Raw genomic sequence first — 23,024 nt, forward strand, 5'->3', positions numbered from 1 at the left:
ATGAGAACCTCGATTTTAGTGCGGGTCGGTGCCTGCCACTTGGGCAATGATCTGCTGTCGTTGCACTTTTAGTCCAGCCTGTTCGGTTGCGGGCCAAACATAGTAACGTCTAGGACGTTTGAATGACGCCATATGTTGACTGAGAAATGCTTTGATCTCCGCGGCATCTGGCAATTGTCCACTGCGGGTTTTCACCACCGCGGACGGCAGGTAACCAAATTTGCCATCAGGCTCAGGAAATACCAGCGCTTCAAGAATATCTGGATGCAGTTTTAGTGCTGCCTCAACCTCTTCTGGCTGGATATTTTCGCCCCCGCAGATAAACATGTTATCGGCGCGTCCTTGAATATGCAGTCGCCCCTGTTCGTCCCAGAAACCACGGTCTTTACTGCAAAACCAGCCCGCCTCGTCAGTAGCTTTATCGACGCGGCCATCATCTTGTAGATAGCCGAGAAACAGCGTTGCTCCCCGCAGCCAGATGATATTGTCGCGGATCTGCAATTCGCGCCCGGGTAACAGTTTACCGCTGCTGCCATCAGTGCGAACTGGGCCAGTGGTAATCTGCGAGCCCATCTCTGTCATGCCGTAGCTGGTAAAAACCTGCATATCCAGTGGTTGCAGACGATCCAGTAATGACTGACTGATGGCACTGCCTCCCAACAACAGATACTTAATTAATAACAGACTGGTGGGCGCATCATCTAGCAGTTGTTGCAACTGGGTAGCGACCAGAGACAGATGACTGATGGGATCACGTTTTAGTTGCTGTGATAGGGTCAGGTTACTGTCCGGTAATACCACAGTTGCCGCCGCTAAGGCACAGCGGTTGATAATCGCCAGTCCCCCAACATGAAACAGCGGTAATGAAGCCAACCAGCCATCGTCGGTTTGCAAGGCAATTAAACTGCGGCTCCCTTCGGCGTTAGCAAGATGCCCGGCCAGAGAATGCATCGCCGCTTTGGGCGTGCCGCTGGAGCCGGAAGTGAGAATGATATCAACCGGATGTTCCGCTATGATATCTGGTGCCGCGTGAGTGGCGCTCAGACTAAAATTGAGCACAAGTCTATGACATTGTTGCCACAACGACTGACGAGCATCATCTGGACACCAGAGATACTGGATAGCAAAGCGTTGCAATAAGCCAGTGAGTTGGCTGTCAGGAAATTTCGGTGACAAGGGGCAGAACAGCAAGCCGTTATCGATACAGGCCCAGTACAGTTTCACCAGCTCGGCGCCGTTGCCAGCAATACAGGCCAATTTATCGCCCGGTTGTAACCCGGCTTCACGCAACTGTATGCCCAACGCTAACACCTGCTGACTCAGGTTGCGATAGCTGAGCCCTCGACCATTGACCATCAGGGCGATAGCGGCGGGATGTTGGCGGGCGCTCTGGTGCAAAGGCGATAACATGGCTTAGTTCTCGATGGTGAATACAGGGCTGAGTGCGGAAAATTGCAAACAGCTTTTGTGGTTATCACCCACGATCAGATCTTTGCTAAAGGGGACAGCGTGTCGGCTCCAGGTGTTTCATCGGGGGTTAACAGGGCGGCTACTTTGCACAGATCACGGATCCCCAATGAGGCTTCCAGCGAAGAACTCAACACACAGCGAATGCCCAATGCATTGGCTTCCTCGATGAGCCTTTGCAGCCGCTGCAATGTGCCTAGCAACATAGGTTTGAGCACCAGTGCCCGCAGCCCGTATTCAAAGGAGTCTTCGGCCACTTTAAAATCGGCGGTTTTGGCCAGCGTTTCATCCAGCGCGAATGGGATCCCGGTACTGGCATACAATGATCGATTATTTTGCCAGATGCGGCAGGGTTCTTCGAAATACTCGATCGCCGCTTTGGGGAGACAGGCGCAAAAACTTTCTGCCTGTTGCTGTTCAAATCCCTGATTGGCATCCAGCCGCAGTTTCAATTCGGGACGCTGTTCTAGCACGGCATAGATCAGTGCTAGTTCTTCCGCCATGGACGTTTGTGCCACTTTGATTTTGACCCGGCGGATCTGTGCCGGTAACGCAGCAATCCGCTGCTTGGTCAGGGCCAGGGGTTCGCCTTCTCTGGGCACCAGCAACGGAATCGGTTCAAATTCTGGATGATGTACCGGTAGCTGCCCGTTGATTTTGGCAGCTAACAGGCTTAATCCCCATGCTAACGAGGGCAGTTGGGTGAGGTTGCTGGCAGCAATGAGATCATGTCCGCCTTCTATCACGGACTGTAACAACAGTTGCGCTTCCGCAATCACCTCATCCACAGATTCATGGCTGAAACCGTTAAGCGGGCTACCATCACGATCCAAACCGCTTAACGGCGCAATTTCAACATAGTGTTGCTGTTCACCAACACTGGCTTTAAGTACCAGTCCTTGGCGCAGCTCTATGCGCTGTTTCCCAACCGGTAACGGGGCTTCCAACGGAATATGGTAACGGGCGAGTGCAAAGGAGTCGGCGATCATGGGGTAACCTCCGCAGATGAACCCAAAGCAGGTAACAGTGCTGCCAGAAATTGTTGAGGGTTGGCCTGGTGGCTGTTATGTCCAGCCGCCGCGATGGCATGACAGTGGATGTTGCTTCGCGTCTGCCAGCGTTGTGCCAGTGCAGAAAATTTCGCATCCTGCTGGCCATAATAATAGTGTACCGGACAGCCACAGCTGGTCGGGAGTTGATGTAAATCCTGTTGCCACGCCAAGGAGGTGGCGCGGAACATTGCCAACAGCCCCTCATGGCTCTGATGACTGCGGCGTTGGATTAATCTTGCCCGCTCATCTGCTGATAACTCAGCAAATACTGGTTGTTGATACCAAAGCGTTAAAAACTGCGGTAGCGGCAATTGTGCTAGCCGGGTAGCCCATTGCGTATCGTTAACGGCGCGTTGTTCTTTGTCGGCCACGGTCAGCAATCCTGGGTGGCAGGATTCCAAGTGCAGGCTTAACAGTCGCTGTGGCACCATTTGCGCTACATGCAAGGCGATACGCCCACCCAAGGAATAACCCAGCAGGTGGAAACGGTTAACCCCAAGATGATCTAGCGTCTGCAACAGTAATTCGACCGTCGCCTTGAAGCCGGGTTCAGGTACCAATTGTGCGCCACTGTTGCCATGTCCCGGTAGGTCGATGGCGATACAGTAAAAATGCTGACTTAATTGGGGTAAGAGTGGCAACCAGTCGCTGCCATTGCCCAAGAACCCATGCAGCAGCACTAGCTTGGGTTGCTGCTTATCGCCAGTACATTGATAGGCCAGCATCAGCTTTGTCTCACCCACTGGCCTAGCTGCGCAATCTGTTCGCTGGCCTGGGTCTGACTGATGCGGACTTCAATCACGGAGGCGCCGTGATACGCCAGCGCTTCTTGATAGGCATCGTTAAACGCCTGCAAATCTTCAACTCGATTATAGGGCAGGCCGAACATGGCGCTGCCATAACCAAATTCCAGTCCATGTCCAAGGCGATAGTAACGCTGGCGCACTTGTTCATCTGGCACTGGCAAGATGTTAAAGATGCTGCCGCCATCGTTGTTGAGGATCACCAGCACCAAAGGCCCCTTGGCTTGTCGCGCCAGTGCCAACGAGTTCAGATCATGCAATGCCGAGATATCGCCGATGATTAGCGTGGTTGGCCGCTGCTGGTGGGCAGCAACACCACAACTGGTGGCTATCAATCCATCGATGCCGGAAGCGCCACGGTTGGTATAGGTTTGCGCTGCATCCGCCGTCACTGGGGCAAACATATCGTATAAGCGAACCGGTAGACTATTCCCGATGAAGAGTTGCTGCTTCCCTGGCTGCGTGGCGGCAATGGCTCTGACCACTTGGGCTTCACCAAAGGGGCCATCATCTATCTGTTGTCGGAACAGTTGGTGTAACTGTTCGTTAGCGTTGACCAGTGCCAGTGCCCAATTAGCGGCAGACGAGCGCGGCCAGCCGAGCGCTGCAAACTCTGCCAGCGGTGTCAGCCAGACTTCTTTCGCTTTATGACTGGGATCCAGCCGTTGCTGTGCTGGCAATACCTGCCAATAACTTTGCCACTCTTGTTGTTCTAAATAGGCTATTAACCGCTTTGACAGCAATCTGCCGCCAAATATCAACACCCGGTCAGCACGTTCTAACAGGGCTTTGGCTTTGGGCTGTTGCAACAGTTGATCAATATTACCAATGACCGCCGGGTGCTGCCGTAGTTGTGACTGGGCATCGGTTAGCAGTGGCCAGCCCAATTTGGCTGCCAGTTCCGTCAGCAATGCCGGCTGTTCTGCTATGTCCAAGGTTCCGGCAATAATGACGCCCTGGCCGTGTGCAAAACGATTAAGCATATCGCGGCTCGGTAATTGCCCCGACATCAAGCGGCTATATTGGCTATACGGTCTGTCATGGCTTTGCCAGCGTTGCAATGGCAACAGGTAATGGTTCAGTTCCTGTGTCAGCGGTGCGTTTAAATCCTGTGGATACAGGGGCTCACGGAACATACAGTTGATATGCACCGGCGCTTGCTGATTGCAGATTGCTTCATCTACGCTAGTCAGCAACATCTGCGGGGCAACAGATAGATCTGGTGTCGGTAGGTTAACTGGCAGGGCATATTGACCATAGATATCGGGTTGGTGAATCGCCTGGTTAGCGCCGCAGCCAATTAATTCAGGCGGGCGATCTCCCGATAAAATAATCAAAGGGACTTGCGTCAGCCAAGCTTCAACCACCGCAGGAAAAGATTAGCCACGGCGGTTCCCGACGTGGTAATGACAGCCACCGGGGCGCGACTAGCTTTGGCCAGTCCCATGGCGTAAAAGCCTAACCCGCGCTCATCAAAATGCAGATGTTGTTGCAGTTTATTCTGTTTGGCCGCAGCCAGTGTCAAAGGGGTAGAACGGGAACCAGGAGCCATACACACATGTTGTACTCCCAGCCGCGCCAGTTCTTCTAGGATGAGTTCGCCCCAAAGCAAATTCAGTTCGGCATGTTGATTCTTTTGCATAAACAGGCACCCAATTGTGGATGGCTGTTAGTGTAACCTGTTTGCTTGGTGCGATGCATGTTCCGATAGTTAAAAAGGTTTATAGAAGCGATTCAGTCACTTCTCTAACTTTTTGCTTCAGCCAGTTAAGTTCGGCATCGTCGTGATCTGTCGGTACCACCATCTTCACAGTCTTTGGCTGGGAAACCGTAGAAATCCTGCTGACTTCGGTTTCTGACAATTTACAAGCGTGCAAAAACGGAACGTCAGGAATGGTATCGTAGATAGCTTTATAGGGCACTAAACACACCGCCAGACTTTCCTGTAAATAAGTAAACAGGGACGAAGTGCTGCTAATGTTAATCTCAATGTTTAGTGCAATATCATTACGATGACACCAGTCTTCAAACGGACAAGTTGCAGAAGGGTTACAACCTTGATCAGTTTTTACATAGGGATATTTAGCGATAGATTCCAAGGTAATTTCCTGTTGTAACAATGGATGAGTGTTACTACAGATAAGATATAGATCCGTTAGCGGTTTAACTGGCTCAATCTCATATTCGTTTTCAAGCAGTTTCATCGAATCTTTTAGGCTATCACAGCAAACACCCATGGTAATTTCACCATCCATAATTCCCTGTAGTGTGTTGTTATTCCACGGTACAATATTCAGGTGTAACTGTTTATCTTCAATGCGAATGGATTGCATTAACGCTTTGGGATATAAATAGGTGACTAAATCTGGAACGGCAACTTCAAACCAGCGCTCATTATTTTGTTTATTCGTCGCAAGGTTATTAAAACTGTGAGCATGATCTACTATTTCTTTTGCAATGGGGTAGATCTGCTTGGCATATTCGTTAGGGATTAAGCCATATTTTTTTCTATAAAATAGTTCATTGCCAAAAATGGTTCTTATGTTTCTTAAACAACGGCTTATTTTAGACTGTGGTACATTAAGGATCTTTGAAACATGGGTAGCTGACTTGTTTTCACATAACCCAACAATGATCATCAAACTCAGCATGTCGAGTTTTTCAAAATCTATGTGTTTCATTGTTAGTACTCCTTTTATGGAATTTTCTATTGCAATTAGTTTAATGAAAAAAATGAAAAATAGAAAATCCAAAAGCTGTGCCAAATCACATTTAAAAATGTATTTCATTTGGACTTTATAAATTTAAGACTTAAGTTTATTTTCATGTTTCAAAAAATGCAATTTACATAATTAGATATCTGTTTTTTAGTAACTATATTTCCTATTGTTTATTTTTACAAAACGGTAATCAAGTTGATCTCTTGGTTTTGCTATTTACTAGTATGTCTGGCAGCTCTGTGTGATTCGGATCACTAATATACTTGCGCTTTCTGCCAATAATTTAATTGCGAAATAATCGCTAATAAATAAATAAAATATGATAGTTGGAGGTAAATATGAGCACCGCATCTGTATATCTCAGTTACGCGTTTGTTTATTTTGTATTGTTCATCGCAGTTCCTTTTATCGCAGTTACTTTTGTGATGACTTGCATTAAGTTTTTCAAGTCAGAAACTGCTGCACCAATACATGCAAAAATTAAAGATCGTCTGTTCGATAACGAAAGCTTAGGCTTTCTGAAGTCTCTGAAAAGTCTGACTAAAGGTGAGTATGAAATCTGCAGTCATGTACCTTTGGAAGTTGTTATCGAAGTTGCTGCAGACGAAGCTAAACCTCGTGGGTATCTGGATTACGTGCTGATTGACCAGAACTCATCCGAAATCAAAATGGTGATTTCTGACTTCAGTGATAAATCTAGTGCAGAAATCAAACCACTGCTTCAGAAACTCAACATCCGATTGATTGATATGAAGCGGAACTGCCCTATGGATAAACAACATCTGATGCAGGCCTTGGCTGCCTGATGTGTACAGCCGATGTCGGTGACAACCTGAAGCAGGTTGTCACCAATCTTCTCAAAAATAACAAACTAATAATCAGGTACGAATTATGTTCAGGAATACTTGGCGCACAGTGCTCGGTGTTGCCACATTGGCATGCCTGTTGGGTTACGGCACAACTGGTACCGCCAATGCAGAAACATCTACCGCGCTGAAAATCAACGATGGCCCCTGCCTAAAATGCCACAAGCGCAATGGCACAATGCTGGGGGTTCACGGACAGGACAAAATGCACTTCACTTGCAGTACCTGTCACGGTGAACAGGGCGTCCATCCCCGCAAACCCAACGACATCCGAGTCTTTTCTCCAAACCCTGAGATTGCTCCCCAAGATCAGAATAAGACTTGTCTCAGATGTCACCGTCCGGAAAAGCTAGCAGCAGGCGAATGGACCCATAACGTCCATGCCAATAAAGTGAGTTGCGCTGCCTGCCACAAATTGCACCCGGCGGAAGATCCAATGACCAAAATGACCGGTACGCAACATAGTCAGTTGTGCCGTCAATGTCATGCGAAGTAGGGGGTGCGTGATGGATAAATCAAAAAGACAATTTTTACAAGGCAGTGGGGCAGTTATTGCCGGTATCTCTCTGTACATGTTGGCCAATGGCAAAGTGGCTGGTGAACAACAGACTGGTACTATCAAATACGCCATGCTGCATGACGAAAACAAATGTATCGGTTGCAATGCGTGCGCCGATAACTGCCGTAAAGTGAATAAGGTGCCTGAAGGCGTAGCGCGGTTAGAAATCATCCGCACTGGCCCATTTGGTGAATATCCCAATCAGTTCTACCACTTTACCCGTAAATCCTGCGAACAGTGTGAAGATTCACCTTGTGTGCATGTATGCCCAACTGGTGCAGCATTTAAGGATGAGAAAACCGGTATTGTCAGCGTCAACTCCTGGAAGTGTGTGGGTTGTCAATATTGTTTGGCTGCTTGCCCTTACCACATCCGCTTTATCAATCCAGTAACGAAAGCTGCTGATAAGTGTGATTTTTGCCGTGAAACCCAGTTGAAAGAAGGCAAAAAGCCCGCATGTGTGGAAGCTTGCCCGACTAAAGCGCTGGTGTTTGGCGACCTGAATGATCCGAATTCAGAGATTGTTAAAGCACTGGAAGAAAATCCGGTTTATCGCAACAAGAGAGATTTGGGAACTCATCCCAAGTTGTTCCGTATTCAAGCTAAGCAGGGAGGGATAAACGTATGAGCCCTTTCCATTTTGAACACTTGATTTGGCATTGGCCAATCGCTTTTTACCTGTTTTTTGCCGGGGTTTCAGGCGGCGCAATGTTCTTCGCCGTACTGTTGAAAAACTTTACCTTGCGCGGTGAAGCTGCGTACAAGTCTGGATTTGTACAGGCTGCTTGTCTAGTGGCGCCTGTCACTGTGATGGCCGGCTTGGGAATTCTGGTAACCGACCTGACCAAACCACTGCATTTCTGGAAAATCATGGTGTTCTACAACCTGACCTCCGTTATGTCAGTGGGCGTGATCATCCTGTGTATTTACATGGTGTTCATGTTCCTGTGGATTGCGTTGGTGTTCCGTCCAGTGATTGACGACTGGTGCCGTAGCCGTTTCCCTTGGGTGCTTAAACTGAGTGCATTCCTGAGTCGCAGCGAAGCCACCATTACCGGATTATTGGTTATCCTCGCACTGGCGCTGGGGGCATACACAGGCTTCTTGTTGTCAGCCTTGCCTGGTTATCCAATGCTGAAAAACCCGGTATTGCCAATTCTGTTCTTGTTATCAGCACTGTCTTCCGGTGCCGCAGCTTCACTGTTGGGTGGCGTGTTACTGAAAGGCAATCCTGATGGCCGCGAAGTACATATGATCCATAAGATCGAAATCCCGCTGATCATGGTTGAGATGGTTGCCATCTTCACCTTCTTCCTCGGGTTAGTGCTAACGGGTGGTCAGGCCAAAGTGGCCGCTGCCAATGCATTAGGTTTCGGTTTCTGGGGCGTGGTGTTCTGGGTCGGTATCTTGTTGGTTGGCTTATCTGTGCCGCTGGCAATGAATCTGTTCATGACAGCAACCGCTAAGCGTCGTTTTGCCTATGTTGCTGGAACCGCGACTTGTAGTTTGATTGGGGTGATACTGCTGCGTCATTTTATTCTGTACGCAGGTCAGATGACTATCGCCTGATGAATATGTGTGAGCTTAGAGAATAACAATAAAGCTAAAAAGAGCTGCATTCGAGTTTAAGGCAGTTATGTATGCCGTAAAACACGGAGGTCATTGGGCAGGACGCCATTTTGCTCTTTATCCACACATTACCCGAACCTCCACGGGTTTGCCATCTGTTGAGCACGCAGATGGCTTTTTATTGGTTGTTACATGCGCAGAGCACAGCGCAGCCGATTTTCTGCAATTGCTGACGCTACTTACCGAGGCTGCGGACAAAACCTTCACTTCAGTGAGTCCGCTCTCGAAACCCCATCGATATACCAACCACGTGCAAACAGTCATTGCACACATTGAGTGAATGTGGATTTCAACTCCTAGCGTCAACTGATAAATCGACCTTTCCCAGTGGTGACGTCCCAGCATCAATGCATGATGCCATTTTAGCTATTAGTCTGGCCGATTGTTGATCCATTCACTCATCACCACATGGGTTTTGATTTTGCAGATGGCCGGATGAGATTCGATAGCTTCGTGGATTTCGTGTAGTCGTTGCATTGACGGCGTTTTAACGTAAACCAGTAAATCCATTTCGCCAGAAATACCATGACAAGTGACCACTTCAGGTACGGCTTGAAATAAATGGGCAATATCAGCACAGGTACGGTGCTGATGTTGAATTTCAAAATAGGCGCTAACGCCCTCTTTTTGTGACTCACTGAGTAACACTTGATAGCCGCGGATGACACCGTTCTGTTCCAGCTTTTTTAGGCGTTCTGATACGGCACTACGCGACAGGCTGACCTCGTCAGCAATGGCCGATACGCTCTTGCGAGCATTTTGCCGTAATGCAGTGATAATCGCCTGATCAAATTTATCCATGGTGTCTGTCCTGTGAAATTACCGACTATGGTGGCAGATAGCCGTCAGTTCGTCGGCCAATACGGCGGTTATTATGGTGAAATGGCGCAGATTGTCTGCGGCGGAATCGCTATACTGCGGCTATCACATTCGGTGCTAATTTATCAGATGAATCCAACTTCAGGAACCATTGGGCGCTGGCAGGGTGCGGGGTTGATGGCCACCACTCTGCTCGGAACAGGCGTATTTATTTTGCCGCAGATGACCGTCAATATGGCGGGACACGGCGCTATGTTGGCGTGGGCGTTGTTGACGCTGGCAATCATTCCCATCACTGTGGTATTTGCTCAGTTGGGGGCACATTTCCCGCACGCGGCTGGCCCGGCATTTTTTGTGGAAAAAGCCTTTGGACGGGTTGTGGGGCGCGCGGTTGGACTGAGTTTTCTGTTGATTGTGCCTATTGGTGCCCCTGCCGCCATTATGATGACTTTCCAGTTCTTTCAGGCAATGGTGCCTATTAGTGGGTGGGGGCAGCTCGCTTGTGAGCTGATGGTGTTGTTAGTGCTGCTAGGCCTCAACCTGCGTGGCATTCAGGTATCGGCCAAAGCGCAGTTCACCTTGACCTTGTGTATAGTGGCGGTGGTTGTGTTGATGTTCGGCAGCGGTGTCAGTCATGCGGCCCAATATCAGCAGCCGGAAGCTGCACTCAATAGCCACGGAATAATGCAAGCGATGGGCATCGCTTTCTGGAGTTTTCTCGGGGTCGAAGCCATGACCCACCTGACGGCCGATTTCCGTAATCCAAGAACGGATTTTATTCCGGCGATGATGATAGGAACCTTGCTGGTCGGAGCTATCTACCTGGCCTGTACTTGGGTGTTGTTACTGGCACCATCAGCGGCACCGTTAGCGATGATGGGCGCGTTTGACCGCTTGCTTGGCGGTTATGGTACTCAGGTCATCGGTATTCTCGGTATTGCCAGTGGTTTGGCAACAACCAACGTATATGCGGCCAGCGTGGCCCGTTTGCTCAGCAGTTTTAGCGAACAAGGCATTACGCCGCGCTGGTTTGCCCCGCGTAACCAGTATCAGGTGCCGGTGCGCGCTCTGGTAATGATGCTGTCGCTGATGGCGTTAGTATTACTGACCAATTTTTTGACCGATACTCGGTTAGATCAGTTAATTTCTTGGGCAAATGGCGTGTTTGTCGTTATCTACTTGCTGTCGATGTTAGCGGCAATACGGTTGCTGAGTAAGCGCTATCGGCTGTGGGCATGGCTGAGTAGTCTGATGTGCCTACTGCTTGGGGTCGCGTTAGCAACGGCTATGGCCTATGCCATTATTTTGATGCTGGTATTGTTACCTTTACTCTGGTTACAAATGAAGTTGCGGCGGCCACCATTGCCACCGATAACTACTGCTTAAGCTTTGGGGCTGATTTCTTCCCAGCAGTTTAACAACGATGACCTATAGTTAAAGTCGCACTTTTAACTGGGGAAAATCATCATGGGGAATGCCTCTATTATCCAAAAAGTTGAGCAGTTGCCACGGCTACCAAAAGCGCTGAGTGAACTTCTAGAAATCGTCAACAATGATGATGCTGAGCTGGGGCTGCTAGCGGAAAAAATCTCTCATGATGCGCTGATCTGCGCCAAACTGCTGCGCTTGGCTAATTCCGCTCGCTTTGGCCGCAGTCGTGAAATCGGCTCCATTGAGGAAGCTGTGATACGTCTGGGGATCCAACCATTACGGATCTTGGTGACAGCATCGGCCGTCACCTCAGCAATCCCTTCGGTAAATGGTGTTGATTTAGTCAAATTCTGGGGCCGTAGTTTCGAGGTCGCATTCTTTTGCCAGGAGTTGGGGAAACGGGCGTCGTTACGTCATGACACGGCATTCACTTGTGGGTTATTACACAACATTGGTGAATTGTTGTTGGCGCTGACTGAACCCATCAAATGGCGGCAGGTGCAGGCTGCTGTGGCAGAAGGCGCGGAGCAGGCAGAAATCAGCCTGTATCTGTTGGGCTCTGTGCCCGCTGACGTGGCAGCGCAACTGGCCAGTGAATGGCGATTTTCGGATGAACTGGTGACGGGGTTACGTTATCAAGACGATCCGCCATCAGCCAAATCACCGTCCAAACTGGCGCTGGTGTTAGCGCTAGCGAAATACCTGCCATTGCATTGGGATGAGTGCGCCGATGCACAACGAACCAGCTGGTTAGCGCTGCAGACCGAACGCTTTGGATTACGCTTGCAGATGGATGGTCTGGCAAGTCGACTGGAAAAAATGCTAGGGGCTGGTGAAGAAACCGCAAGGCAGCTGCTCTAGTTGTTACTGGCTTAGCGCTAGTGGTTACTCATCGTGGTGCTGGCGCTCAATGGCGCGATTACGCAGTTGGATCAATTCCGAGTGCTTCAAGTACAGTAAATCGGCGCAGCGGCGAATAATCTGGTCTTCGTAACGACACAATTCGCCATCGGTGTAAGCAAGCTGCCACATAGATAAGACTAACTGCTGCTTTTGCTCCAAGGTGAAGTGCTCGTTGATCACCGAGGTGAATTGAAACAGTGAAGTCGCGTCGTTACGGTTACGGCGCGCTTCATCGATTAATTCGCTGGCATCTGTTGTTGCGATGCCCAGGGTTTGCTCTAGCAGATGGGGCAACAGTCGCGCCTCGGCACCATCAAGATGCTCATCGGCATACACAACTTCCAGCAGCATGCAGGCGGCCGCTAGATTGATGCTGTGGGTCTGTTGCTGTGGATCTGGTGTGTCCTGCAACTCTTTAAAAAACTGCTTTAGTTTGGCTATCATTCTGTCATTTCCTTACTGCAATGCTCAAACGTTAGAATGACCTGCGTTGCCTGAGTTCCCGGACATAGTGTTTTACAGGAGGGCTCCGAGTCCTTGCGTCAGCAATGATGCGGTGCCTTCACCACCACTGGTTTGCAGATAGTTCTTGAGAATTTCGGCCATCGGGGCAACTAGATCTTTAGAGATCCCCAACTTTGAAAAAGCGTCATAAACCATGGCGCTACCTTGCAGTGAACTCCCCAGATTACCCGCTTTGGACAGTAAGCCGCTCATGCCAGACTTGCTGTCGGTGGCAGGGACGGCAGATAACAGGCCATCAACATTGGGAATCGTGTCAGCAAGCTGTGAAAACTGCGAGGTGCCGAGGTTGGATTTTGCTAGATTCAGCAGACTGCCTAACCCGCCTTCGGCTTGGGTTTGGTTCAGATTCAATTGTGACATCACGCTGCTGACCAGACTGGTACTCTGATTATCGGTAACTGGCGCAGTGGCGGTGTTAGTGGCAGTTTGTTGTACCTGCGACTTGATATTATCCAGCAAGCCAGCATGGGCCGGTACCGTCAGCAGTAGGGCTGTGAGGGTTAATATTGGCGCTTTCATTTGGGTCATTCCTTTGTTCATTTCGGTAATGGTTTTTATTCTAAGCACAACTGCGCAGGTGATGCACGGCTTTTCCTCCGGTAAAAACGCCGCTGCTCTTTATTTCTGCGGTGCATTAAAGGGGGATTTTGGGTATCCTAATCAGCAAATCCGATACTGTTATCACTGTTGTTGAGAATGCTGCATGTCCGTGTCTGCGATCCTTTCTGAAGCTTTCTATTTTTTCCGCAATCATCTGCTGCAACTGGCGGCATTGACCTTACCTATTCTGCTGCTGCAGGTTGGAATTCAGTTGTGGCTGGGCGCTGAGTTCGCGGCAATGGACCCCAAAGCGCCGCATATCGGCGCCCCGCATGTACTGGCGGCATTATTGCTGTTTCTGGTGTTTTCCTTGCTGATTGCATCGTTAACGCTATTTATGGAACTGCGCACGGAAGGCTATCAACCCAGCACTTTGTCCGTGCTGAAAAACAGCGTGCCGTTTCTACCATGGCTGATGGTGGCGGGGATCTTTTCCGGGATGGCAATTGCGGCGCCAGTGGTCATACTGTCGGCGTTAGGGCCCCTTGGCGTTATTGGGTTGGGGATCAGTTTGTATCTGTTTGCCCGCCTGTCTTATGTCAACTTTATGGTGGTGGTGGAGCGATTGTCACCATTGCAGGCCATTAAGGCCAGTTTTGTATTTAGTCAGAAGATCACCGGTCGAACATTGTTAGTGTTGTTGCTGTACTTCCCGCTGATGCTACTGGGCAGTATGATTTCTGTGGCTGTGGAACATGCACCAGTGGTCTTGCGCTTAGTGGTAGAAAGTGTCACCGGTTTTATCAGTCTTTATGTCAATGTAGCGTTGTTCCGACTCTATCGGGTCAGCCGTCAACCTTCCTAAATCACAGGAGTCAGGGTGAACGATATCGAGTTAGTCGCCGGTGTATCGGATGCCCTGGCCACAGAATACCGTAGTGCCAAGCGTTATGTAAGTGATGTGCCGACCCAGTCATTGCTGCATGTGCGAAGCTTTGCGCATAGACTGACAGCGTTGCTAGCAGAACCTAAGGCCGTGGTGTTTGACAGCCCGAATCTTTACGACAGGATTGAGCAGCTCAACCGCTTGCGGCTGATTGATGTACGCATCACCCGAGCATTGCATCGCTTGCGAGCGGACGGTAACCGCGGTGCTCACCCCGAAAAATATCATCTGGATCAACCACAGTTACAGCAGCTGGCGCAGAAAGCAATTCGCGATCTGCTGAAGCTGGTAGAGCTAGTGTATCCACTGTTGCGGCAGTGCCCGGCACCAGCGTATCAGTTTGATGAATATGATGCTTTGAGTGGCCGAGAGCTGTGTTTCCGGGCGGTGATGCAAGATGACAGTGAAGCGCAATATCTGCTCGGCATGTCTTTCAAAAGCCAAGCGTTGATGGCACGGCAGCAAGAGCAAGCATTAGCAGATAGCGAGCTGCCACCGCCACAGCAGGCAAAACATTATCTGAGTAAAGCGGCTTACTGGTTTGCTCAGGCGGCCACACAAGAGCCTCGCGCCCGTTTTGAACATGGGGTGGCATTGCTGCACGGTTACAGTGGTGAGCCAGATTTAGCGGCTGGGCAGCAGTTGATCCGTGAAGCGGCAGAAGCGGGGGTTGTCGATGCGATGGCGCTGTTGGGTTATTTCTACTTAGTGGGCAGTGGCGATATAACGGCAGATCTCGTCTTGGCCGAGCAATACCTGAAGGCTGCCGCCGAACAGGAACACACCGAGGCCATGGCCAATCTGGGGGTACTACGTTACCAACAGGGAAATTTGCCCGCAGCATTCCAGCATATTAAACAGGCGGCACAAAGCGGTTATCCTCACGCGCAGTACCATCTGTCACTGATGCTAGCACGTGGTGAGGGCTGCCAAGCCGATTTGGCGGGCAGTGAGCAATGGTTGGCGGAGGCGGCTGAACAAGGGCAGCTAGAGGCCATGTTAGCACGCGCGCAGCACATGCTGAATCAGGAGCAAGCCTTTGGCAGTGATATGTCCCAGGCTGAGAGTTATTTACGACAGGTCATTCGATACGGCCACAGTGTACCGGCCATGATTGAACTGGCTATTGCGCTAACCGATGGCAGTTTAGCTAGGATTGATGTGGTGGAAGCCGCAGCTTGGCTGAAATTGGCTAAGAGCCGTGGAGATGCCCACGAGCAACAAATTATTACGCCGTTGTGGCAATCTCTGGCGCAGCAAGTAGAACGGGCTCTGGCGCTCAGTCAAGAGCAAGCGGAGCAGCGGTCGTTACAACGGGCAAAGGAGTTATTAACCGACTAATCCTGATGTTCCCACACCCGGCCTTTACAACGCCATTGGCTGGGATTATCGCGACATACGTGCGGGTCGGCATCATAGATATCCCGTTTACTGGCACGCACACGATACTGCTGCATTCTCGCCATGTGCTGTTTCAGGTAGCGCCGACCAAACAGACTCAATGCTAACAACAGCCCAGCACCCGCCAGTAACACTAATGGCAGTATCAGCAGTGCCAGACAAAAAACCAGCGCGCTTAGCAGTGTGCCAATAATCGCAACAACACCGGACTTATGCTGCCACACAAACAAACGGGACATAACGGCTCCTGTGATTTCACGGTGCATGGATTGACCCGTAACGGGCTACTATTGGTCACCGTGAATTAAATAACCGTGGGCATTATGTCCAACGACATCTTAAGGAAGTATTAAAATTTGGTGAAAGTTACCGATATTTTGCGGAAAATGTCGTACAGATTGTGTACTGGTATCCACGGTAACTGTTTACGGATTGGGCAATCAGGCTGGCATGACAAATTAACATTGTGAAATTCCGCCCAGATCACGGCATTCAGACGCTAACGCTTTTCTAATGTGCGCGCACCACAACGAGATCTGGTGTGTCAGGGCTGCCAGCACATTGCTTTGCAGGGGAGCTATGCAGGAAATTCCTGAAGCTGGCAGCTTTCTGTCTTTTGCTATCTGACTAGCGAGCAACGTGCTGTTGAAAATGCGCGAGTGCAAACTGTTGTGGGTGTAGCGGGTAACCAAAGAAGAAGCCCTGAGCCTGGCCTTCCCCATATTCAACAATATTGCTTTTTGCTGTTCGGTTTCTATCCCTTCCACCACATAAGATAATTCTAGCGCTTGGCTTAACTGAACGATGGCATGGCATAACTTGCGGCCACGGGAGTTATCCAGTTGGCAAACAAATTCCCGGTCAATCTTCAAGCCATCGATTGGCATATTACCCAACCGGCTCAGTGACGAGAAACCTGTACCGAAATCGTCTATGGTGACTTTTAGTCCCAAATTGTGGAGTTTTTCTAATGTCTGTCGCGCTTGTTGGGGATAATGCAACAGGGCGGATTCCGTGATTTCCAGCGCTAGCGCGTCAGCAGGTAATCCGGCACTTTTCAGCGCCTTTTTAACCTGGCTGATAAAATCAAGATGCTCTAGTTGCATGGGGGATACATTCACTGAAATAGTGAAGTCAGGATGATCATGTTTGCGCCACATGGCCGCCTGATAACAGGCTTGTTCCAGCACCCAGTTGCCCACACTGACAATCAACCCGGTTTCTTCCAACAATGGTACGAAATCAGCGGCTTCCAGTAACTCATGCGGTGTTTTTTGCCAGCGTAATAGCGCTTCCGCGCCCAGTAAGTGGTTATCTTTCAACTGCACAATGGGCTGATAGTAGATGCTGAACTGCCCCAAGCTCATGGCGTGGCGCAAATCGCCCAGCAGTTTTAGCCGATGTTCGGCTGCGTCGCTCATGCTCTTATCATAAAACATGATGTGGTCAGCGCTGCGTTTGGCGCAGTACATGGCAGTATCCGCTTGGCTCAGTAGCTGTGACGAGTTGATCTGTTCGCCATCAAACAGGCTGATCCCTATGCTGGTGCCGAGGTAAAATTTCTGGCCTTCCAGCTCAAACGGCGTGTCGAACAGTTTGACTATCTGATCGGCGAACCAACGGATCTCTTTGCGGCTCTCGCATTCGGTCAGAATTAGCGTGAATTCATCACCACCCATACGGGCGATGTCGGCCATTTCAATGCAACCTGCTTCGAGTCTTGCCGCAACCAGTTGCAGAATCCGGTCTCCCATCGAATGACCAAAACAGTCATTGACGTGTTTGAAGCCGTTGAGATCCAGAAACATCAGTGCGCCTAAGCGCCCGTTATCGGCGTGTTTATGGTTAAATTCCAGCGCTTCATTCAGCAGCTTTTTCATATGACGACGATTGGGCAGGCCGGTAAGGACATCATACATTGCCTGTTCGGTGAGGCGGCTTTCCAAGCGCTTACGGTCGCTGATATCACTGAAAATCGTCACCAAATAGGGTTTGCCATCGGCGATGATACGGCGGCTGCTTTGCCAAGCCGAAAATTGGCTGCCATCGGCTTTTTGCTTGAACATTTCCCCCTGCCAAAAGTCGCGTTCCTTCAGGGCGGCACTGCATTCTTGCTGGTGAATATCGTCTGTGACTTCCAGCACCTCCAGCGACTTACCCAGCAGTTGCGCCGTGCTGTATCCTGACAGCCGACACAAGGCTTTATTGGCAGCTAGGATGAGATTGTGCTCATCGGTGATGGCAACGGCTTCGGCACTCTCTTCTAGAATACCGGACAGAACCCCGCGTGGAATTGCTGCAAACTCATCAGTACGACGTTGTCGCGGTTGGCTGCGGCGATCCAAGTGTTGAAACCGTGCCAGCACTAAGACATCGTCATTTAATTTAACGGGATACAGATAAAGGCGGGTGGGCAGTTCTTTACCGTTGCGATTTAGGTGTAGCCATTCCTGCATTTGAGGTTTGTCGGCAGCGGCTTCAAATAAACGCCGTGCCTGCTCAATGCTGCTCTGACCATTGAGTTGCAGCCGAGGGGCAAAATCATATAATGCAGCATTCAGGATTTCGGTACGTAAACAAGCAAAGTAGTCTAGCGCAGCCTGATTGGCGGCAATGATGGTGGCATTACGGAATAGCGCCAGCGGAGTCTCATGCGGTTGCTTCTGCCAGATCTTCAACTGCGGTTGCAATGCGGCATCCACCTGCAATTGCGCCAATTTTTGTGTCCAATCCATCATCCGCGCTGCTCCGCTGCTGTCCCGCCTACGGGAGACATCCTTATGCCGCTTGTCTATTTTCTGGGTAGCAAAAAATAAACAGTTTTGGCGCATTCCTCAATCAAATTTTTGATTTATTGCAAAAAGATCATTATTACTTATCCAAGCGCAAAGTTGTGTGACTATGATTGTCAGATAACGAGTTTTTGTCGGAGTGACAAGATGCGTGAATCATTATTAGGCGTGTTGCTGCTGTTGCCGGGGTTGGTTGCCGCGGCAGAACTGAGTCAGGTTGGGCAAAAGGCGGCGGAACAAGCAAGTAAAGTCGCGCAGCAAACTGAGGCGGCGCAGTTGCAGAAAGCCCGCGCCGCCGCGAATGAAACCGCGACTCGGGAACAAGCAGTGCTGATGCGGCAACAGCCAGAACCGTGGGAACAGGCTGAGCGCCAAAAAGCGCAACAGCAGTTTGATGAGCGTGGGCAACGGGAAGCCAAATACTTGCAGCAAGCCAAAGAGGCGGCCGCTAAGGATCATAAAATGGAAGCGCCTAAGATGAAACTTATCAAACGTAAGAAAGTGGATGATTAATGACGGTGTTTACACGCTTGTTTACAAAAAGCACCTGCTTGTAACAGCGATGAACTTGCCATTCTGACATCGGCACCACAAGATACCTGAGAATACTTATCTCAGGAGCACCCCATGAAGCGTCAGCTGACCGCTTTGCTGTTGTCCTTTGGCCTGTGCAGTGCCGCGACAGTAGAAGCGACCACCGCCAAAGATATTCAGAGTTTTACTCTGGCGAATGGCATGAAAATTATGGTGTTGGAGGATCCTTCCATTCCCAATGCCAATATGTATCTATTCTGGAAGGTCGGTTCCCGCAATGAACGGCCCGGCATTACCGGTATCTCGCATTTTTCGAACACATGATGTTTAATGGCTCCAAACATTACGGGCCAAAGATGTTTGACCGTACGATGGAAGCCGCTGGTGGCGCGAACAATGCCTACACCACTGAAAATGTGACGGTATATACCGACTGGTTCCCAGCCAACGCGCTAGAAACCATCTTTAAGCTGGAAGCCGATCGTATTGCCAATCTGGATATTGATCCGAAAATGGTGGCCAGCGAACGTGGTGTTGTTGCTTCTGAACGTACTACCGGGCTGGAAAACTCTAACTGGCCAGGCACTGCAAGGCCCCGTTAAAGGTGTTGCATTTTTAGCGCATCCCTATAGCTGGCCGGTGATTGGGCATGAATCTGACATCGCGGCTTGGACGCAACAAGATCTGGTGGACTATCACAAAACCTATTACGCCCCTAACAATGCGGTGGTGGTGATTGCCGGCGATGTCAAACTGGCCGCGGTGCAGCAACTAGCCAATGAGTATTTTGCCCCAATTCCGGCGCAAAAACCGCCAGAGCCGATCAAAACAGTGGAACCTAAACAGTTGGGTGAGCGGCGGATTTTTGTCAAGAAAGCATCTGTCAGCACCCCTAATATCATGCTGGCGTATCATGTCCCGGCCAGCAATGATAAAGACTATTATGCGTTAGATCTGCTGACCTCAATTCTCAGTGACGGTAACAGTTCCCGTTTGTATCGCGGCTTGGTAGATAAACAGTTGGCGTTAGGTGCCGAGTCCTATATGCCCATGGCATTTGACCCGAATCTGCTGTACGTCTTGGCGGTGGCGGCTCCGGGCGTGACCGAAACCCAGTTGGAACATGCGTTGATCGAACAGATTAATCATATCGCCAGCAATGGGGTGACACAGCAGGAACTGGAAAAAGCGAAAAATCTCAAATTGATGGGCTTTTATCGCACCATGGAAACCATCAACGGCAAGGCTGATACTGTCGGCACCTATGAGCTGTTTTTTGGCAGTTATCAGAAACTGTTTGATGCGCCTGCCGCTTATAACAAAGTCTCTCTGGCAGATATTCAACGAGTAGCGCAACGCTATCTCAGCCGTGTCAACCGCACTGTTGGCGTACTGGCGGCTGAAGAGGAAGCAGACAAATGAGTAATCAACATTTTACAACCCCATTGACGCTGTTAGCGGTAACCATTTTTATGCTGGCGGGATGTCAGTCAGTTTCACAACCCAGCAATGCTACTCCGGTAACTAGCATTGCTGTCAGCCAAGACACCGGCAAATTCCAACTGCCAGCCTATGAGACGGTCAAACTGGACAATGGCTTGACGCTGATGCTGATGCCTCAAAAGAAGTGCCGCTCATTACCGTTAATGCTGTCGTTAACGCGGGCAGTGTCGATGACAATATTGGCGGTATTGCCAGTATGACGGCCGATTCGCTGCTGTTAGGCGCGGGCAAACACAGCAAGCAGCAGTTAGAACAACAGATAGATTTTCTCGGCGCCAGCCTCAGCACTAGTGGTGATCTGGAAGGCAGTTATCTCAGTGCTGATTTTATGGCTAAGGATGCCGATATCATGCTGGGCTTGGTGGCCGATGTACTGCTGCAGCCACAGTTCGATAAACAGGAGTTTGCCAAACTCAAGCAGCGCAACATTGCCGAACTGGAGCAATCCAAAGAAAGCCCTAAATCGGTAATTGATCGCTATTTCAACAAGCTGATATTTGCCCAACATCCCTATGGTAACGCCACATCTGGTGATCGTAATTCGCTGGCAACGCTAGCACTGCCAGATGTAAAAGCGTTTTATCAGCGCTTTTATCAGCCGACTAACACCGCGATCAGCGTGGTTGGTGATTTTGACCCGGTGCAGATGAAAGCCAAATTGCAGCAGTTATTTGGTCATTGGCACGCACAAAAGTCGGTTACATTGCCAGATTTAAGTCAAGGGTTACCCAGTTTGACACAGTCGCGAGTGCTGCTGGTGGATAAGCCGGATGCGATTGAAACCACCTTCCTGATCGGCGGACTGGGCATTGCCCGGAACAACCCAGATTATGTGGGGCTTTCCGTGGTGAACACCATTCTTGGTGGGCGTTTTACCTCGTGGCTCAACGATGAACTGCGGGTGAACTCCGGGCTGACTTATGGTGCGCGCTCTGGTTTCGAGAGTTTTCGCGATGCCGGCTTGTTTAGGATCAGCACTTTTACCAAGGTATCATCAACAGAGCAGGCCATTGATCTAGCGCTGAAAACCTACCAGAAATTATGGACACAGGGGATTGATGCGGCAACGCTAGCATCGGCGAAAGCCTACGTTAAGGGACAGTTCCCACCGCGTTATGAAACCAATGGTGCTTTGGCAGGTTTGTTGTCCGATATGTATGTCTACGGTTTTGATGCCTCTTATATCAATGACTTTCAGCAACGGGTTGATAGTCTAACCGTGGCGGATACCAAACGGCTGATCAATACCTATTTCCCGCAAGACAAGTTACAGTTTGTGCTGATTGGTAATGCGGCCAAGATTGCGCCGATTGCCGCCAAGTATGGTCAGGTAACACAACTGGATATCAAAGCGGTTGGTTTTGGTGACTGAGCTATAGTGTCAGGCTGAGCAACGCCGACCATGTGTCGGCGTTTTTTATGCGCTATTCAGAAAATGTCTGCTTTAACTTGCTTGATATCTCAACTCTTAACGGGCAACAGCACTTCACATAGATTAAGCTGCGAACTGTTGTGTACCAGAAACTGTGTTGCGTCCCAGAAACTCAGGCGTGCCTGACGTTTGTTGATGTCGCCGAGATTCTGCGCCGGCGTTAGACTAAGCTGATGCCGATTCACGCTACTGCCAATGGCATAACACTCTAAGCTACTCTTGCCTTTAGGCTGTAACCATAACCACTGGTGATTCTCACTGAAACAAGCTCTTCCGGCCGCAAGTGTCTGTAGCCCCGGCTGCAGCAGCAGTTCGCGTTTTTGACCCGCTCCTAGCAGTTTTGATAACGAACCCAGTAGGCTTTTAGGCAGCCGATATTGGTAGGGCACCAATATATTAGCGCTTGCAGTTGGCTGTTTGCCGCTAGGCGCTGGATAACACAATCCCCAAATGGTGTGCTCGTTGACCGCTAACGCGGCAAGCTCGGGTAACGATTGTGCCAATTCGGGTAGCTGGAGGATCTCCGGGTCATCGAGTTCTTTGAAACGGTTAACAATATGACTGTCACCATCCTCGTTGACAAACAGCCAAGAAATCGCACGGCCACTGCGATTATTGGCACCACTCATTCTCAGCAGCAACTGTTGCTCATCGAGGGCTAACATTTGTAACGGCGTAAATTGGTACTGTTGGCCATTGAGTTGTTGCTGTAGCACTTCGCCGTTATGTAACGGATAAAATTCGGCGTCTTGTTCGGCAATGCTTGGCCAAAACCACAGTCCGGTTTTGCCAAGTAGTGCCAGCCCTTCGCCCCAGCGGCAAAAGATCTGGCTGCCGTCATATTCAGCTAGCGGTAGCGACAGCAGCAGTTGCAGATCCTCGGTGCGGCGAAACTGTAACAAGGGTTGGCTGGCTTGTTGATCCCACAGCCGCAGTACCAGTATGTGCTCGTTGAAAAACGCAACGGTTTCACAACTATAATCACCGGCAAAACTGAGCTGATGCTGGATTTTGATGCGGCTTTTCAGTTTACTCATTCCGCCACTTCCTGATAAGGCGCCTGGTAATCAGCACCTTATCAAAATCGTGGCGTTCGGAGAAG

The 23,024-nt window shown here is 49.9% G+C and carries 19 protein-coding genes and 3 pseudogenes; 11 read left to right on the forward strand and 11 right to left on the reverse strand.

The window, feature by feature from the left end; translation table 11 throughout:
* Window positions 1-15: 15 nt before the first annotated feature.
* The 5 genes and pseudogenes from menE to KHX94_RS09870 all read right to left on the reverse strand — a co-directional run bounded on the left by menE (window position 16) and on the right by KHX94_RS09870 (window position 6,003).
* Window positions 16-1,410, reverse strand: coding sequence for an o-succinylbenzoate--CoA ligase (menE, locus tag KHX94_RS09850; protein WP_213683259.1), 1,395 nt, complete (start codon window positions 1,408-1,410; stop codon window positions 16-18).
* A 74-nt stretch (window positions 1,411-1,484) separates the two neighbouring features.
* Window positions 1,485-2,456, reverse strand: a complete 972-nt coding sequence (gene menC, locus KHX94_RS09855; RefSeq protein WP_213683260.1) for an o-succinylbenzoate synthase — start codon at window positions 2,454-2,456, stop codon at window positions 1,485-1,487.
* Window positions 2,453-3,244 carry a 2-succinyl-6-hydroxy-2,4-cyclohexadiene-1-carboxylate synthase gene (gene menH / locus KHX94_RS09860; RefSeq protein ID WP_213683395.1) on the reverse strand — a complete coding sequence of 264 codons (792 nt, stop codon included), beginning with the start codon at window positions 3,242-3,244 and terminating at the stop codon, window positions 2,453-2,455. Before menH ends, menC begins: the two co-directional genes overlap by 4 nt.
* Window positions 3,244-4,964: pseudogene (gene menD / locus KHX94_RS09865) on the reverse strand (2-succinyl-5-enolpyruvyl-6-hydroxy-3-cyclohexene-1-carboxylic-acid synthase). The gene menH and the pseudogene menD overlap by 1 nt, the downstream one beginning before the upstream one ends.
* 79 nt (window positions 4,965-5,043) lie before the next feature.
* Complete coding sequence (locus tag KHX94_RS09870) at window positions 5,044-6,003, reverse strand: LysR family transcriptional regulator (protein ID WP_213683261.1); 960 nt, start codon at window positions 6,001-6,003, stop codon at window positions 5,044-5,046.
* A 377-nt stretch (window positions 6,004-6,380) separates the two neighbouring features.
* Between KHX94_RS09870 and KHX94_RS09875 the strand changes: the two genes are divergently transcribed.
* The 4 genes from KHX94_RS09875 (at window position 6,381) to nrfD (ending at window position 9,036) form a co-directional block, all read left to right on the forward strand.
* Window positions 6,381-6,848 carry a hypothetical protein gene (locus tag KHX94_RS09875; protein WP_213683262.1) on the forward strand — a complete coding sequence of 156 codons (468 nt, stop codon included), beginning with the start codon at window positions 6,381-6,383 and terminating at the stop codon, window positions 6,846-6,848.
* A gap of 85 nt (window positions 6,849-6,933) precedes the next feature.
* Window positions 6,934-7,404, forward strand: a complete 471-nt coding sequence (locus tag KHX94_RS09880) for a nitrite reductase (RefSeq protein ID WP_213683263.1) — start codon at window positions 6,934-6,936, stop codon at window positions 7,402-7,404.
* Window positions 7,405-7,414: 10 nt separating this feature from the next.
* Window positions 7,415-8,095, forward strand: a complete 681-nt coding sequence (locus tag KHX94_RS09885) for a 4Fe-4S dicluster domain-containing protein (protein WP_213683264.1) — start codon at window positions 7,415-7,417, stop codon at window positions 8,093-8,095.
* The gene (nrfD, locus tag KHX94_RS09890; RefSeq protein WP_213683265.1) at window positions 8,092-9,036 is read left to right on the forward strand and encodes an NrfD/PsrC family molybdoenzyme membrane anchor subunit; all 945 of its coding nucleotides are present in this window, start codon (window positions 8,092-8,094) and stop codon (window positions 9,034-9,036) included. Before KHX94_RS09885 ends, nrfD begins: the two co-directional genes overlap by 4 nt.
* 429 nt (window positions 9,037-9,465) lie before the next feature.
* Here the strand turns inward: nrfD and KHX94_RS09895 are convergent, their stop codons facing one another.
* Window positions 9,466-9,897 carry an Lrp/AsnC family transcriptional regulator gene (locus KHX94_RS09895; protein WP_213683266.1) on the reverse strand — a complete coding sequence of 144 codons (432 nt, stop codon included), beginning with the start codon at window positions 9,895-9,897 and terminating at the stop codon, window positions 9,466-9,468.
* A 147-nt stretch (window positions 9,898-10,044) separates the two neighbouring features.
* On the opposite strand from KHX94_RS09895, the gene yjeH reads away from it, so the two are divergent.
* A complete protein-coding gene (gene yjeH / locus KHX94_RS09900; protein ID WP_213683396.1) occupies window positions 10,045-11,301 on the forward strand; it encodes an L-methionine/branched-chain amino acid transporter in 1,257 nt (418 codons plus the stop codon).
* Between the two features lie 81 nt (window positions 11,302-11,382).
* Window positions 11,383-12,207, forward strand: coding sequence for an HDOD domain-containing protein (locus tag KHX94_RS09905; protein ID WP_213683267.1), 825 nt, complete (start codon window positions 11,383-11,385; stop codon window positions 12,205-12,207).
* 24 nt (window positions 12,208-12,231) lie between these two features.
* Here KHX94_RS09905 and KHX94_RS09910 read toward each other — a convergent pair whose 3' ends face one another.
* Together KHX94_RS09910 and KHX94_RS09915 are read right to left on the reverse strand one after the other, a co-directional pair.
* Entirely contained in the window at window positions 12,232-12,693 is a 462-nt protein-coding gene (locus KHX94_RS09910) for a tellurite resistance TerB family protein (protein ID WP_213683268.1), read from the reverse strand.
* A gap of 72 nt (window positions 12,694-12,765) precedes the next feature.
* The gene (locus tag KHX94_RS09915) at window positions 12,766-13,302 is read right to left on the reverse strand and encodes a DUF2780 domain-containing protein (RefSeq protein WP_213683269.1); all 537 of its coding nucleotides are present in this window, start codon (window positions 13,300-13,302) and stop codon (window positions 12,766-12,768) included.
* 175 nt (window positions 13,303-13,477) lie between these two features.
* On the opposite strand from KHX94_RS09915, the gene KHX94_RS09920 reads away from it, so the two are divergent.
* Entirely contained in the window at window positions 13,478-14,179 is a 702-nt protein-coding gene (locus KHX94_RS09920) for a hypothetical protein (protein WP_213683270.1), read from the forward strand.
* Between the two features lie 15 nt (window positions 14,180-14,194).
* Entirely contained in the window at window positions 14,195-15,601 is a 1,407-nt protein-coding gene (locus KHX94_RS09925; RefSeq protein WP_244859400.1) for a DUF4145 domain-containing protein, read from the forward strand.
* Here KHX94_RS09925 and KHX94_RS09930 read toward each other — a convergent pair.
* Entirely contained in the window at window positions 15,598-15,900 is a 303-nt protein-coding gene (locus KHX94_RS09930) for a hypothetical protein (protein WP_213683271.1), read from the reverse strand. The two genes, KHX94_RS09925 and KHX94_RS09930, sit on opposite strands and share 4 nt — an antisense overlap.
* A gap of 219 nt (window positions 15,901-16,119) precedes the next feature.
* The gene (locus KHX94_RS09935; RefSeq protein WP_280529644.1) at window positions 16,120-18,399 is read right to left on the reverse strand and encodes a putative bifunctional diguanylate cyclase/phosphodiesterase; all 2,280 of its coding nucleotides are present in this window, start codon (window positions 18,397-18,399) and stop codon (window positions 16,120-16,122) included.
* 201 nt (window positions 18,400-18,600) lie between these two features.
* On the opposite strand from KHX94_RS09935, the gene KHX94_RS09940 reads away from it, so the two are divergent.
* The 3 genes and pseudogenes from KHX94_RS09940 to KHX94_RS09950 all read left to right on the forward strand — a co-directional run bounded on the left by KHX94_RS09940 (window position 18,601) and on the right by KHX94_RS09950 (window position 21,862).
* The gene (locus KHX94_RS09940; protein ID WP_213683272.1) at window positions 18,601-18,966 is read left to right on the forward strand and encodes a hypothetical protein; all 366 of its coding nucleotides are present in this window, start codon (window positions 18,601-18,603) and stop codon (window positions 18,964-18,966) included.
* 114 nt (window positions 18,967-19,080) lie between these two features.
* Window positions 19,081-20,409 (forward strand): annotated as a pseudogene (locus KHX94_RS09945) (M16 family metallopeptidase).
* Window positions 20,406-21,862, forward strand: a pseudogene (locus KHX94_RS09950) (M16 family metallopeptidase). The pseudogenes KHX94_RS09945 and KHX94_RS09950 overlap by 4 nt, the downstream one beginning before the upstream one ends.
* 89 nt (window positions 21,863-21,951) lie before the next feature.
* Here KHX94_RS09950 and KHX94_RS09955 read toward each other — a convergent pair.
* Complete coding sequence (locus tag KHX94_RS09955) at window positions 21,952-22,959, reverse strand: hypothetical protein (RefSeq protein WP_213680526.1); 1,008 nt, start codon at window positions 22,957-22,959, stop codon at window positions 21,952-21,954.
* Window positions 22,960-23,024: the final 65 nt, after the last annotated feature.

The sequence above is a fragment of the Shewanella dokdonensis genome (genome assembly GCF_018394335.1).
In the GTDB taxonomy this organism is placed as follows: domain Bacteria; phylum Pseudomonadota; class Gammaproteobacteria; order Enterobacterales; family Shewanellaceae; genus Shewanella; species Shewanella dokdonensis.

Bases quoted from the DNA above. Each gene is read 5' to 3' on its own strand.
- menH (WP_213683395.1), bottom strand. From the start codon at position 3,244: ATGCTGGCCTATCAATGTACTGGCGATAAGCAGCAACCCAAGCTAGTG.
- KHX94_RS09920 (WP_213683270.1), top strand. From the start codon at position 13,478: ATGTCCGTGTCTGCGATCCTTTCTGAAGCTTTCTATTTTTTCCGCAAT.
- KHX94_RS09895 (WP_213683266.1), bottom strand. From the start codon at position 9,897: ATGGATAAATTTGATCAGGCGATTATCACTGCATTACGGCAAAATGCT.
- KHX94_RS09870 (WP_213683261.1), bottom strand. From the start codon at position 6,003: ATGAAACACATAGATTTTGAAAAACTCGACATGCTGAGTTTGATGATC.
- KHX94_RS09940 (WP_213683272.1), top strand. From the start codon at position 18,601: ATGCGTGAATCATTATTAGGCGTGTTGCTGCTGTTGCCGGGGTTGGTT.
- KHX94_RS09885 (WP_213683264.1), top strand. From the start codon at position 7,415: ATGGATAAATCAAAAAGACAATTTTTACAAGGCAGTGGGGCAGTTATT.
- KHX94_RS09915 (WP_213683269.1), bottom strand. From the start codon at position 13,302: ATGACCCAAATGAAAGCGCCAATATTAACCCTCACAGCCCTACTGCTG.
- KHX94_RS09910 (WP_213683268.1), bottom strand. From the start codon at position 12,693: ATGATAGCCAAACTAAAGCAGTTTTTTAAAGAGTTGCAGGACACACCA.
- yjeH (WP_213683396.1), top strand. From the start codon at position 10,045: ATGAATCCAACTTCAGGAACCATTGGGCGCTGGCAGGGTGCGGGGTTG.
- menE (WP_213683259.1), bottom strand. From the start codon at position 1,410: ATGTTATCGCCTTTGCACCAGAGCGCCCGCCAACATCCCGCCGCTATC.
- KHX94_RS09880 (WP_213683263.1), top strand. From the start codon at position 6,934: ATGTTCAGGAATACTTGGCGCACAGTGCTCGGTGTTGCCACATTGGCA.
- KHX94_RS09955 (WP_213680526.1), bottom strand. From the start codon at position 22,959: ATGAGTAAACTGAAAAGCCGCATCAAAATCCAGCATCAGCTCAGTTTT.
- menC (WP_213683260.1), bottom strand. From the start codon at position 2,456: ATGATCGCCGACTCCTTTGCACTCGCCCGTTACCATATTCCGTTGGAA.
- KHX94_RS09935 (WP_280529644.1), bottom strand. From the start codon at position 18,399: ATGATGGATTGGACACAAAAATTGGCGCAATTGCAGGTGGATGCCGCA.
- nrfD (WP_213683265.1), top strand. From the start codon at position 8,092: ATGAGCCCTTTCCATTTTGAACACTTGATTTGGCATTGGCCAATCGCT.
- KHX94_RS09905 (WP_213683267.1), top strand. From the start codon at position 11,383: ATGGGGAATGCCTCTATTATCCAAAAAGTTGAGCAGTTGCCACGGCTA.
- KHX94_RS09930 (WP_213683271.1), bottom strand. From the start codon at position 15,900: ATGTCCCGTTTGTTTGTGTGGCAGCATAAGTCCGGTGTTGTTGCGATT.
- KHX94_RS09875 (WP_213683262.1), top strand. From the start codon at position 6,381: ATGAGCACCGCATCTGTATATCTCAGTTACGCGTTTGTTTATTTTGTA.